This window comes from Candidatus Magnetobacterium casense (assembly GCF_019173545.1).
In the GTDB taxonomy this organism is placed as follows: domain Bacteria; phylum Nitrospirota; class Thermodesulfovibrionia; order Thermodesulfovibrionales; family Magnetobacteriaceae; genus Magnetobacterium; species Magnetobacterium cryptolimnobacter.
In genome coordinates this window covers 1-12622 of sequence record NZ_JABXWD010000067.1, presented here as the reverse complement: position 1 = coordinate 12622, position 12622 = coordinate 1, and the positions used below count along the sequence as shown (strand labels likewise).

Genomic DNA, 12622 nt, shown 5'->3' with positions numbered 1-12622 from the left:
CATTAAAGAGGGCAAATTGACGCCTCTCTTGACCCAGGTGCTACGAATAAGGCAGCAGGCGGGTCTTTCCTCTACCGCCAAGTACGAGGCGCTTATAGAGGCTCTATGCGAGGATTCCCGCCTCCGTGATACCCTTGTCTACCACGCCGCCCAGACCGGGAGGTGGGGCGGACAGCTCGTACAGCTCCAGAACCTCCCTAAAGGCACGATAAAAGACACCGATACGGCGATAGGGTCGGTAAAAGAGATGGATCTCGAAACTCTCCGCCTTATGTATGGGGACATTTTAGGGCTTCTCTCGTCGTGTATAAGGGGTATGTTCATAGCGTCCCCCGGGCACGACCTCATAGTGTCGGACTACAGCGCCGTCGAAGCGAGAGTGCTTATGTGGCTTGCCGGCCAGGATAACGCCATCAAGATGTTCGCCGACGGGGTGGACATATACACCAAGATGGCGAACGCCATAGGCGGCGGGGCGACAAGAGACTTGGGGAAGACCACGATCCTTGGGGCCGGGTACGGGATGGGTCACGTCAAGTTTCAGTCAGCTTGTGCGACGAAGGGTATTACGGTTACTATCGCCGAGGCCGACCGCGCTATCAACGCGTACCGCGCCTCGTTCGCCAAAGTTCCGCAGTTCTGGCGCGACCAAGAGCATGCGGTAAGGACGGCGATACTTACCAAACAGCCGGTTGCCGCGGGCAAAGTGACGTGGGAATACAGGGGCGACTTCCTCTACTGCCTTCTCCCTTCCGGTAGATCGCTCGCTTACCACAAAGCAAGAGTAGAAGGTAGTCGCATAACATATATGACTACGATAGGCGCGACACATACGAAGACCGATACTTACGGAGGCCGTATTGTAGAAAACATTACCCAGGCTGTCGCCCGCGACCTTCTCGCCTGGGCTATGGTGCGGGCGGAGAGGGCGGGGTACCCCATCGTATTGTCAGTACATGACGAACTTGTGGCTGAGGTACCCGAAGGGTTTGGTAGTGTCGAGGCGTTTAACGAGGTTATAACAAAAGTTCCGAAGTGGGCCGCCGGCTGTCCCATAAAAGCCGAAGGGTGGAGAGGGAAGAGGTATAAAAAGTAAAAAGGGAGGGTCAAATGAAACGCGTAAAGAAAGCGCAGGGCAAAGAGAAGAAGGCAGAAAAGGATCCGTTCAAACTCCATAAAGGGAGAAAGAAAGACGATTCGAAATACATATACAACTATCCGGTGGAGAAATGGTGATGGACTACTCGAAATACTGGATAGGCGTAGACAAGTCGGCGTATCATAAACGTCGGTACTGGCATATCAGAGAGGCCGTCAGAGCTAATATATCCGGGCGCGTCTTAGATGTGGGCGGTGGTAACGGCCAACTCTTAGAGTATTTTGGGGTAAAGCGGGCGGACATAGCCGATATATCTGTCTCCGCCAAAAACGATAAGTTCAACTATATCGAGTGCGATCTGAATACGTGCTTCCCGGGCGGGACGTACGACACTATAATCGTATCGGAATTACTCGAGCACATAAAAAATCCGGCTAAAATTATTGCCAATGCTTATGAGCACCTATGCGATAACGGTAAAGTAATACTTATTCAGCCGAACATGAGAGCCGACGGGGAACACCATCTGCATAGGCTGTACCCGAAAGACTGTATACGCCTAATGTCAGATATGCGTACGGTATATTCGGACTATGTACCCGCATTTATAGACCAAGCGGCGATAATAGACGACATATTTTCACATGGAAAAAGAAAATCTTTAGCGTGTTTGGCGTTATCGCTGCTCCCGTGGGTGGTAAAATACGTAGCGGCGCATATCTTCCCGGAGCGATTCGCGCTTATGACGGTAATCATAGGCCAAAAAGCCGAGTAGAAAACTATGTTCGGAGATTGATTGTAGTATAAACAATAGTTCAACCGAAGGAGGAAGCCGTGAGAGCGATTATGAAACTAAATAACAAACACTTTCAGTTTTTCAAGAAGGAGTGCAAGAAGAATATTGAACTTCTCGGACTCAAGGGGTGGAGGGTATTCTATGAGTTTAGTACTCTTTCGGATAGCTTTGGTCAATGCCAATGGAAGTACGAGGGTAGGGTAGCTAAAATTACCCTGTGTAACGACTTTCCGAAACCCTACGAGAATATATACGATGAAATAAAAAGAACGGCTATGCACGAGTGCTTGGAGTTGCTATTAAGTCCCATATCGGATATGGCTGAAGATAGAACTTGGAGCAAGGCAGACTTTGAAAAAGAAATTCACTCTATCATAAGAACACTTGAAGAAATTTTAAGGAGGAAGCCGTGAGTAAGGTCAATAAACGACAGCAACAGAAACAACTCATATCAGAAGTGTTTGAGTTATTTGGAATGGACCCCCCAGAGTGGAGATTCTGTCAGTATTGCGAGACAGAAATACTTTTAGGAACTGGTTTTGATGAGAAACGAGGTATGTGCGAAAAATGCATACAGGAGGTCAAGCCGTGAGTAAGGTCGGTAAACAGGAGGTGGGGGAGAAGAAGTGAGAGCCACGATCACCGCGATTAAATATCTCGTCACGTTCTTCCTGGGCATAGTGTTCGCTCTTGCGATATACCAATTCGGGTACTGGAAACCGTTTTAAAATGAGGAGGAAAAATGAAAAAAGAAACGGTTGAGACAATTCAGATCGTGACTTTCCTCGTGGTCCTGGTGACTTTCTTCCTCGTCCTCTTAACTTCGATGGCAAGCGAAGAAGTCGCTAAAGCTAAACAGAAAGTGTATAACCGAATAGAAAGAGGGGAGGACTGGCGATGACTATTATAGGAATAGACCCCGGATGGTCGGGCGGGATAGCGTCTATATCCCCCGGAGGGATAGCCGCCGAGAAGTTCACCGGCAGGACGGAACGGGATATACTCGACACGCTCAACGAATACCTCATGTTTGCCGACGTATGCTATATCGAGCGAGTACACTCTGCCCCCGGGCAGGGCGTGGCGAGCATGTTCAAGTTCGGGCATATCTACGGGTTTCTGAGGGCGGTGGTCATGGCGCACGACATACCGCTGAAAGAAGTCTCACCGCTTACCTGGCAAACACACATGCGGTGCCGCACTAAAGGGGACAAGAACGTATCGAAAGCCCGGGCACAACAGTTGTGCCCGAGCCTAACCATAACCCACGCGACCGCTGACGCGCTTCTCATAGCGCTTTACGGCGCGGATATGGAGAGGAGATAGCCGATGCTCCGCTGTTCTAAATGCAAAAAGAAGTTCGAAGAAGGGGAACTCAATTCGGTGATCGTAAGAGATAAGCGCGGGCGGTTTGTCAAAGCCGTTTGCGGCGCGTGTGCCGCACAGAACAGGCCAAAGCTTAATAAAGGGTATTACGACAAGTACGGGTTTAAGAGAGTAGCCCCTTGGGGTGTGGACTACGGGGATTTTTAATACTACTCTTTGTGCTGTTTTTCCATCTTGACGTACTTGCTCACCGCTATATCAGCGGGAGAGATAACGTCGCTGTCGGGCAGGCCGGGAACAAGGTTAAGCCCGCCGGCTATAAACGCCCTGTGTACCAACTCTGAGCAGAAATAGTCTCTGCTCTTCTGCCATTTATTTGCCGCGTCCTTCGTGTTTATCCCGCACTTGCCGAGCAGTTTGAGAATACCCAGATACGCCACACCCAGATAGTCGTAATGGGCGTTAAGAGCCAGAGTGAGGAAATGGATCACGCTATCCTTTTGGTAGTCGTATTTGCTCTTCACGCGGTACACGTCATAGTCACGGTGTAAATTGGTTATCGCTGTAGCGTGTACCCTGCCTGCCCCCGCCTCGATCATAATACCCAGGCGGGCTGATGTTATAACTCCTACGTGGCAATACAGGCTATCCGTTCCCCAAGCTATAAGCTTTTCCGGCCATCCTTTAGCCGGGAATAAGAGTATATCGCAGTCTTTAAGTCTTACGCTATCCACGACCGCCTCCTCCCAAGTCTCGCGACTACCACATCGCCCGAGCCTTTTACGTCAACGCATGACATGGCGTCCATCATATTCGACTTGATGTTCTTGTACGAGAGGTAGAGATACCCCCCGTCTCCGTAAGCGTCGCTCCACGAGTTCTTGACCTTGACGTGCCCATCCCCCTTGAAGTAAGGGCTCTTGTCGTTGTACCCGACTACGCAAAGAGCGTGACCTCCGAGATACTGCCCGTACTCAAAGCATGAGGGGTTTGGCACTACCCCGGTCTTACGGCACGAATCTGACATCATACCCTTATAAACAAGCACACCTATAAGGACCACGCCTATATTCTCATCGGCAATACACGCCTTGATCTCGTCGATGTTCCTCACCCTGGCGTAAGTATTTGTCTTGTACTTCTCCGCGTTCTTCTCGTATCCTTCTTTTGGGGCGGGTATATTGTTCGGGATGTACTCCCAATACTTCTCTTCGCATACGCCGCTGTTAAGAAGGACGTGCATACACGCCGATAGCGTCGTGCCTTCGGTATGCCCCGAAACTTTCTTGGCGAGTTCGTAGACGTAGCGAGGCGCAAGGCCGACGAACTTCTTACAGTCCCTCTTCTCCTGCCACTCTTTTACCCCGACTACCGAGGCGAACCCGGCACAAGCACCCTCATTACCCTGGTTGCGGACCGGCGACATCTCCGCTGTGCGGTCGATCGCGGCAGGCAGGGATTCGTCTTTGAGGAAAGATTCAACGAGAATATCACGTTCGTCATGCGGTGACTTGTGTAACCCGAGCATATTTTTAGTTATCATGGTTTCCTCTTTTCCTTTATGTGCCGCCGTTTGCGGAACGACTTGTACTCCTGATAGAGCCGTGTGTTCCTGCCGAAGTCCTTTACTGAAAAGAAAATGTCATCGAGGAGCGCCCCGACGACCTTATGTTTATTTACTATGAAACGGAATATACCCATAGTCAGTCATGCTTAAATCCGTTTATCCTGCCGAGCGTGTCTATCATCTGGCGGTGTTCTTCCCTGACGTACCGCCCCCGTTCGTCGGCTTTTTCCTCGTGCTTTTTTAAACTGTCTATAAGAGCGTCAAGCGATCCTGTGACTTTCCCGAGCGTATGCTTTATGAGATAGACCACAAGCCAGATAAGGAACGCTACCGTTACCACCGTTATCCCAAGTTCTTTTAATGCTTGTGCCAATGCGCTTATATCCATCACATCCCCGCCTTTCGAGTAACTACGTCAGGATTCGTTATGCTCACCGTATTGTCTTTGGTATCGCCGGAACCTTTTTCCGACGAGTATATGTCGCAAAGGGGCGGTACTTGCCTGCCCTTCTCGAGCGTCCAGAACGAGTTGTATACCACGATAGCGTTGACGCCTTCACCCGATATGACGATGGGTGTGCCTTCTATAGACACATCCGCCTTATCAGCGCATACGCGGACAGCGGCGATCTTGTTGAAAGCGCAACCCGTGAGGCCCATAAGGATAAACACCAGGGCGAGTATGAGCAAAACGGACGTGGCGATAGCGTGTTTGACTTTCATACAGCCTCCTGTTCGTTAGCGATTATTTCAGCTTCCTCGGAGAGCGTCTTGTCTTGAAGCTCGTCGTGGAATATCTTCTTAAGCTCACGGTATATGCGGTGCGTTGTGCGTATACCGCGATAGAAGAGGTCGGAGGCTATGGATCTATCGGTGTCCTCCGACCCCTCTATATCGAATAGCTCGCGGAAGTGCCATATCTTCCCCGCCATCCGTACGTTTATTTCGTGGTATACACGGTCGTTCATTTGTTATACTCGCCTCTCGTCCTCTCGTAAATCTTCCATATTGTAGCCGCAGAAAGTTCCTCGCCAGTTACGAATAGACGACCCATATCGCCAGTCCAGAACTGCGTAGGTGTGGTAGAAGGAACAACACAACCTATGGTGGGAAGTCCTGTTTGGTTTTCCATCGCAACATAACCTGCATCATTCGTAGCGGCACTCTGTCCCGCTCCCGCACCATCTGGAACTTTAACTCCATTTAAGTACATACAACAATTCGGGTCTGCTAAAGCTGTCCCACCACCTGTTCCATCATATGTAACAACCAAGAAGTACCAAGTCCCTGTAGTGAGAGCAGTATTTATAGCTCTTGAACACAGTTTAGTTTCACTTTGGTCATATACTTCAAAAGCCGCCACTTCAGTAGCATCTATATTTAAACGCCATTCTTTTTTATTGGCTGCGGCAATAACATCATATTTTGCTATTATGGTTTGGGAGGTACTTCCCGCTACAACCTGCACCCAACCTCCTACGCTGAAAGGCTCACCCGCCGCATCGTTGAAACTCATATCCGCCGTATCGGGCGTAGAGAGGTACGAATCCGTGCCGTCAAACGAGTACACATACGTTGAACCTTGAAATATCTTGTCTGCCGCAAGTCCACCCGAATACGTCCATACCCTACCCGCTCCGCTCTCATAACCCGATTCGGTAGTCGTAGTCGCACCCGTCCCTGTGAACCCGACTATCGCTTTCGGGGCAGTAAGGTTGTCAAGGAGTATGCCGATTTCATCGTGCTGTGCCTTGGTGGATTGCACTATGCCATTGAGGTCGCCGTTAATCCTCAAGTCATCGTCAATGTACGCATCGCCTGTCACCACCGTTCCCCCATACGTTATCGTGCCAGAGGTCGTGTTGTTGACGAGCGTACAATTCGTCAAGGACAATACGTTATCGCCTGTACCGCCAGATTCATACACGTCGTAGTCGTTACCGTTTATCACGCAGTTATAGGCGTATATGGCAGCGTTGTTGGTGGTTGTTGAACGACAGGTAATAGCTACATCCGTTGTACTCCCAGCACCTGCTATAATGGTAGAACCATACAGGTATGCCGTAATAGTATTGGCATCGTTGTTATTATATACATCGAACCCAGAGCTATTTGCACTCGTACCATCGCCATTAAAATACGAGTCGTAAACGTTTATTGTGCAGTTCTGTGTAGTAGAACTATTGTTATAAAAAAGTGCTCCTGTGCCGTTGCTATCACTTGACGTACCGTTAGCCACAACGTTCCTGAACGTGGCATTTGAACCTAGTATTCGTATGCAGTTATTTGCACCCGCACCGCTTACAGTAATATCGAGATTCTCGAAGACGAGACCTGTAAGGTTGTTGGTAGTGGAACTTATACCAAATCCAGTACCACCACTATTCACTATTGACATATTGGCTATGCGGATGCTGCTCGTACTCATATCAAACACGTTCTTACTCGCCGTTGCGCAGGTTATGGTGGTCTGACCAATACCTTGGCCAACTATACTTCCTGCCTTGCTAATATCAATATCATCGGTTATGGTCTTGGCGGAATAGCAAAGCACCAAATTATCGCCTGCAGTAAACTGCGCCGAAGCTATATACGCGTCGAGGTCAAGCGTAGAATCGCCTATGTAGTGGCTTATTCCAACTTTGAACACACCACCCGTAAACTCGGCTATATCTATCGCAGCATCGGTAAAGACTATCCGAGCTTTTGCCGCGCCTAGTCCGATCCACGCGGCGGAACTCAAGGTCTGGTTGACCTTGACATATATCGTGCGGAAGGTTTCCACAAGCCCGCCGTCAACTCTTGTCTCCCCAAAAGCTATCTGTGAAGTAAGCAGGAGGCCGCAAAGAACTCCCGCCCCTATCCTCTTAAAATATCTTTTCATCTTGCTTCCTCCTGTTTATTTTTAAGTTATTCCTGGCCCTGGATAGCCACGTAAACCGAACCCGTCGTATTGTTATTCGTGACTGTCACTTCTATCTCGTCCCCGTCTTGCAGGACAAGCCCACCATCCGGGTGGTAGTAGAAGTCCGTTTCAGCCACAAGCGCCTGACTAGCGATCGTAGTGTTATGCGTGGTAGAGTAATCAGAGACTATCTTGATCGTTACTGTCTCGGTGATCGCCTCGCTCGCCTTGACCGTTACCCACTCCATCTTCCAGTCGTCGGAAACGGAAGTAGTGTAATCAGCAGCCGCCGCCGTCAAAGCGACGGTAGTGTACTCGCTCACCACCGTACCCGCAGGGGCCGGCGTAAGACCACCGCTTGCGGACACCACAAGACCCGTAACCGTACCCCCGGCAGTCTTGCCATACATTGACACTGGTACGGCGCGGGCGTCCAGAGTTTCCTGCGTAGCAGTAGCATATGCTAACGACGCGATAAAGACAAAAGCCACAAATACCGCAAATACTTTCTTCATGTTTAACCTCCGTTATGATGGCGTTGATAGTTCAAAACTTGTTCCGTTCCAATATAAATACCCCGCCGTCGTACTGAACTCCGGCAAAAGTTCGGGATTATCGAACTCGTAGTCCACTTTAAGGCACCTGCCCACCATCTCCTCGAGCTGCTGTACAAGCATGGTGAGCCTATCGAGAGCGTTCTCCACCTGCTCGTCGGTGAACTTCCCGTTCGTAAGGAAGGTAGTCGCCTGTACCGGCTGTATGGCGCAGATGATATATGATTCTTCGGTTGACGCCGGAGCTGTAGTATATGTAACTGTCCCTCCCGGGCTGTCAGTATCTATGGCAACCGTATAATCCACGCCGAGGACTTGAAGGGTTTTTTCTCCAGTGGCAGTAGTGATCTTGTAGACCACTATATCCCCGTCATCGTATATCTGGAACCCAAAATCAAAATCTACTTCGCTGTCGTCCCCAGTCTCTCTTACCTTAAGCGCTATCTCTGTTATTGACATACGTGTACCTCCGTAGGTAAATATACCTTATAAAAAGCAAAAATGCTATTCTTCTTCTTTTTCCACTATATAGTCCGAGAACCCTATGAAGTTACGCATGGTGTCTACGTACTCCCCATCAAGCGCTCTGCCCACACCACCTGCAACGGTAGCGGCGTATCTTACCGCACCCGATACCGCGCCCCCGATAGGGGCTGAGGCTCCCGCAAGTTCTTTTATGGCCTTAACCGTGTCTTCATAGTCCAGCCCACCCGAATCCATTATCTCCTTCACATTTTCAAGAGTCTTCTGTACCTGCTTGCCCACCCAGTTGACGAGGTTAGTATCGCCCGTCCACCCAGGATATTCCGCGTCCATGAACGTACCCCATATCCACCCGGCGGTATTGGCTATCCAAGTATCAATAACCACAAATTCGTTCCAGTGGCCGAGAACAGCCGCCCGGGCCATTTCCGGGGCGTGGAATTTGAATCCGCTTGCTATGAATTGAAAGAGCATAGGGAGCAAAGAGTGTATAATAAAAAGTTGTTTTGCCGCTTTTAGCGGACCCGTCTTCGCCCAGTTCGCTATAGTCTCGCGTTCCAAATTCATGTATTGGTAGTTAGCCTGCTTGAACCGCGTATATAGGCGCACTAAAGCGTTGTCCGAAACAAGCGCCGGAGGGAGTTGGTCAAGGTCGAGCGACTGCATGGTGGACGTAGAGAACTCTATAACATCGTCAAGCGCCGCCTTCTCGTCCATCTTTAAGACTTCGGTGTTGTACTTATATAGCGCCCACCCGCCGGCGGCGATAGATCCTCTATCACCCAATTTCATAAGATATAAAGTTACGTTTGAGAAGTTAGCTTTACCGCTATCCAGTCCGAGTATCTTGCCCGCCTCTTCCGCCATACGCCTGATACGTGCTATTTCGTACTCAAAACCAGCTTCCATCCTCCTCTGCATAAACGCCGTACCAAGGATCCTGTTAATATCCCCCGACGCTATGGCCCGAGGCAGGTCGCCTAACCCTTCGACGAAGTTTTTAGGCGGCATTTTTGCGGCATAAGCGAACATATTTATCAACTGTTTTGGCATCTGTACCGGGCTCGATAACCAGGCGCGTACTACCGGATTAGCGAAATTGTCCACCCACTCGAAAGAGGGATTAGTCTCACGTACCACCCCGCCGGCGAGTAATCTTTGTATTTCGTAGTCAAGTCCTTTAAGCATACTCTTGCCAAAATACTTCTCCACGTTAGCCCGCACATCGTGGTTTGTCTTGCCAAAATAGTAGTTGAGGTCGTTCGTCAGTTCAGCGTACCCCATAAAATACGCGGCGTCACGAAGGTATTTCGACATAGCGTCTATATCCGACACGTTACGTAGTCCCGAAGACGCTCCGGTAGCCGTCTTGAATATAGTATCGTCCGTAAGTTTAGGATCAAAAAACGCCGCTTGCCCACCTTGTTTTGCCATTACATCTACGATAGAAGTCCCTGCGTCCTGATTAGAGAACGTGAAAAGGTGAGAGTAGAACTCTTCGTACGGGAGATTCTTCCCCGTAAGTTTCTTGTATAGAGGGGCCATGAGGTTATACGCCTCGTCGTAGAGTTTGAACTGCTCTTTTACGAACTCAAAATCCTGGGCGGTCATAACCTTCTCGAACTCGGCTATCGTATCTTCGGTGTACCCATGCTTGTTGATAAGAGTACGTCTACCGGCTGGCCGCTGCCACTCCATCCACTTCTTCCTAAGCTGTCCACGGCTTAAGGTCAATACTACACGTTCTGTTTCTTCCGTACCCGGTACACGGTTGCCCTCTTCGTCTATCTCTCCCGTACCCGGTATCTCTTTTTCGAAAGAAATATCTATAGGCTCAGTAGTATCAGAAGCGCATTTCTCGAATAGTTCGCCTGCGGTATTAAGCCCGTACACTTTCTGCATGGCCATCTTAAACTTCTGTTCAAAGTAATAGCCTACGTTCTCGAACGTCCTACTCGCCTTATACGTGTTAAAAGTCTTAACTATAGTGCTCTGGCCCAGAGGGGCGCTGCTGTTACGGGCAAGCAGTTTCATGCGGGTGTATAGTGTCAAGCCGCCGGTGTCCCAAGTATGCCAAGTCTTCTCGCCCTTCTTGAACTGCTTACTCGGGGCGTTGACGTCGAACTTCTCTTTCTTTCGCTTGCCCGCGAGGTCGGCTATTATAGCCGCCTGTTTGGTTTCGCGTTCGAGTTTTATTGCCGCGCGTTCTGCTTTGAGGTTATCTATACCCTTATTAAAAAGCCCCTGCAGATCGAAGTACGTCTGTTCAAGCGACGGGAGCGGGGTAAACGGCTGGGACAGCGAAGCCACGTCGTATTTAAGAACAGCTTCTATATCCCCTGCGGTGTACTCTTCCTGGAACGAATCCGGGTCAACACCCTGTTCGTTCGACAGCGCTATAAGTTTATCGAAAAGAGCTTTGGTGTTAGCGTCAAGCCGTTTACTTTCCGACGCCTGCTTTAAAACTTTATACGACGCGTCACGGAATATACGGGTCAGGTTAGCTGTCTCTAACGCCGCCATAGCCGTTTCGAGTTTGGCCACTTTCTTAGCAAAAGACTTCTCGCTGTTTATTGACGGCAAGGAATTAAGAAGCCTCTTCTGCTGCTGCGGAGTAAGGACTTTTGACGATGCTACGGCGTTCATCAAGTACCGCTGATAGGTCTTTATCTCTGCTTGGGCCACCTTCTTTCCCGCGCGCACACCCTCTTTAAACTGTTCGAGCTGGCGTCGCATACTCACGTTCTTTGCGTGTTCAAGCGCCCCTGCTTTAAGCGACACCTTGGCGTTGGGGGAAACTGCGCCTATTTGTTTGGGGGTTTTGCCTTCGCCCGTCTTCGATATTTTGTCGGTGAGGATTTTTGGGTTTATTATTATAATCTCTCTGTCTATGGTCGATCCATCTGGGAGAGTTGAGTAGTCCTCTATCCCATCATAGCCTTTTTCTTTAGCATACTTAATGAGTTCGGCTTGGTCGTCTAATGACGTAAAATTATAACCATCCTCAATACGAACAAACTTTTTAGGAATATCTTGGCGTTTCAGTATATTAGCAGTAGGACTTATTTGCAATTCTTCTAAGTGGCTATACCCTTGGGATTTTTTCCATTGTTCTGCCTTGGCTTTGTCTGGTGTTACAAATGTTTCACCAGATATTTTGCTTGAGTCAAATTTAGTTTTACTTGCTCTATATACTACCCCGCCCCCTTCGCCCATAGTCGCCTCTTCCGTCGAGAACTGCGGGCCGATCAGCAGCGCTAAACGTTCAACATCTTTCTCGAATATCTGGTTGTCCACACGGTCGAGCTGTCCTTCCAATAACCGTCTCGATTCTTCGTCTACCGCCATGTTCATCTGTACCGTGATATTGGCTTTCTGATTCGAGAGTTGGCGTACCTCTTCGTCTATTTGGGCAAGTCGCCCTTCAAGTATTTTGGTCTGTTCAGGGGTTAAGTCGGTCTGGGCGATAACGTCAGTAGGCTTAAACTCGGCCTTTGTCATACGTTCAGCCGCAAGTGCTCTACGAACAGAAGGGTCTATGCGCCCGCTACGCTCTTCTTCCGCGAGATCTATCTTATCTCGCGTGTAGTCCTTGTTCTCGAGATTCGCCATCTCTTCGGCTAAACTCGCGTTGAGAAATTCAAGAACTTCTGTATTCTTTGCATACTTCTCGAAGACCTGCTGTATCTCGTTATCATTAAGACCCTCTCTACGCAAGTCGCCAACAAGCCCTTTATTCTCGTGCATTACCTGTACCGCACCGCCCACACCGCCAGTTATCATACCTATAGCGCCGGCGTAAAGCGCCTGTTTGGTTATGTCCAGCCAAGACGCTTCGGATATTCCGTTGATTTTAGCTATCGTCTCGCCACCAAACTCCTGCGCTGTTTCC

At 49.4% G+C, this 12622-nt stretch carries 17 protein-coding genes; 7 read left to right on the top strand and 10 right to left on the bottom strand.

Annotated elements, in window-relative coordinates; genetic code table 11:
* The 7 genes from HWQ67_RS05545 to HWQ67_RS05520 all read left to right on the top strand — a co-directional run.
* The coding region (locus HWQ67_RS05545; RefSeq protein WP_255317134.1) for a DNA polymerase at positions 1–1096 on the top strand (1096 nt) is incomplete at its 5' end.
* A 14-nt stretch (positions 1097–1110) separates the two neighbouring features.
* Positions 1111–1236: a hypothetical protein gene (locus tag HWQ67_RS19845; protein WP_255317133.1), complete on the top strand. Its 126-nt coding sequence runs from the start codon at positions 1111–1113 to the stop codon at positions 1234–1236.
* On the top strand, positions 1236–1874 hold the full coding sequence (locus tag HWQ67_RS05540; protein ID WP_218251657.1) for a class I SAM-dependent methyltransferase: 639 nt from the start codon (positions 1236–1238) through the stop codon (positions 1872–1874). Before HWQ67_RS19845 ends, HWQ67_RS05540 begins: the two co-directional genes overlap by 1 nt.
* Before the next feature lie 71 nt (positions 1875–1945).
* On the top strand, positions 1946–2308 hold the full coding sequence (locus tag HWQ67_RS05535; protein ID WP_218251656.1) for a hypothetical protein: 363 nt from the start codon (positions 1946–1948) through the stop codon (positions 2306–2308).
* Positions 2309–2637: 329 nt separating this feature from the next.
* Positions 2638–2796, top strand: coding sequence for a hypothetical protein (locus HWQ67_RS05530; RefSeq protein WP_218251655.1), 159 nt, complete (start codon positions 2638–2640; stop codon positions 2794–2796).
* Positions 2793–3221: a hypothetical protein gene (locus tag HWQ67_RS05525; RefSeq protein ID WP_218251654.1), complete on the top strand. Its 429-nt coding sequence runs from the start codon at positions 2793–2795 to the stop codon at positions 3219–3221. The genes HWQ67_RS05530 and HWQ67_RS05525 overlap by 4 nt, the downstream gene beginning before the upstream one ends.
* A 3-nt stretch (positions 3222–3224) precedes the next feature.
* Positions 3225–3428 (top strand): hypothetical protein, encoded by a 204-nt coding sequence (locus HWQ67_RS05520; protein ID WP_218251653.1) that lies wholly within the window; start codon positions 3225–3227, stop codon positions 3426–3428.
* A gap of 2 nt (positions 3429–3430) precedes the next feature.
* Here the strand turns inward: HWQ67_RS05520 and HWQ67_RS05515 are convergent, their stop codons facing one another.
* From HWQ67_RS05515 to HWQ67_RS05470, 10 genes are all read right to left on the bottom strand, one after another.
* A complete protein-coding gene (locus HWQ67_RS05515) occupies positions 3431–3955 on the bottom strand; it encodes a hypothetical protein (protein WP_218251652.1) in 525 nt (174 codons plus the stop codon).
* Entirely contained in the window at positions 3943–4764 is an 822-nt protein-coding gene (locus HWQ67_RS05510; protein ID WP_218251651.1) for a C1 family peptidase, read from the bottom strand. The genes HWQ67_RS05515 and HWQ67_RS05510 overlap by 13 nt, the downstream gene beginning before the upstream one ends.
* Positions 4761–4922, bottom strand: coding sequence for a hypothetical protein (locus tag HWQ67_RS05505; RefSeq protein ID WP_218251650.1), 162 nt, complete (start codon positions 4920–4922; stop codon positions 4761–4763). Before HWQ67_RS05505 ends, HWQ67_RS05510 begins: the two co-directional genes overlap by 4 nt.
* Before the next feature lie 2 nt (positions 4923–4924).
* A complete protein-coding gene (locus HWQ67_RS05500) occupies positions 4925–5176 on the bottom strand; it encodes a hypothetical protein (protein ID WP_218251649.1) in 252 nt (83 codons plus the stop codon).
* Positions 5176–5511: a hypothetical protein gene (locus HWQ67_RS05495; protein ID WP_218251648.1), complete on the bottom strand. Its 336-nt coding sequence runs from the start codon at positions 5509–5511 to the stop codon at positions 5176–5178. Before HWQ67_RS05495 ends, HWQ67_RS05500 begins: the two co-directional genes overlap by 1 nt.
* Positions 5508–5756, bottom strand: coding sequence for a hypothetical protein (locus HWQ67_RS05490; protein ID WP_218251647.1), 249 nt, complete (start codon positions 5754–5756; stop codon positions 5508–5510). Before HWQ67_RS05490 ends, HWQ67_RS05495 begins: the two co-directional genes overlap by 4 nt.
* Complete coding sequence (locus HWQ67_RS05485) at positions 5753–7573, bottom strand: LamG domain-containing protein (protein ID WP_218251646.1); 1821 nt, start codon at positions 7571–7573, stop codon at positions 5753–5755. The genes HWQ67_RS05490 and HWQ67_RS05485 overlap by 4 nt, the downstream gene beginning before the upstream one ends.
* 125 nt (positions 7574–7698) lie before the next feature.
* Positions 7699–8208, bottom strand: coding sequence for a hypothetical protein (locus tag HWQ67_RS05480; protein ID WP_218251645.1), 510 nt, complete (start codon positions 8206–8208; stop codon positions 7699–7701).
* 12 nt (positions 8209–8220) lie between these two features.
* Positions 8221–8706 (bottom strand): hypothetical protein, encoded by a 486-nt coding sequence (locus HWQ67_RS05475; RefSeq protein ID WP_218251644.1) that lies wholly within the window; start codon positions 8704–8706, stop codon positions 8221–8223.
* 45 nt (positions 8707–8751) lie between these two features.
* The gene (locus tag HWQ67_RS05470) at positions 8752–12513 is read right to left on the bottom strand and encodes a hypothetical protein (protein WP_218251643.1); all 3762 of its coding nucleotides are present in this window, start codon (positions 12511–12513) and stop codon (positions 8752–8754) included.
* Positions 12514–12622 lie beyond the last annotated feature (109 nt).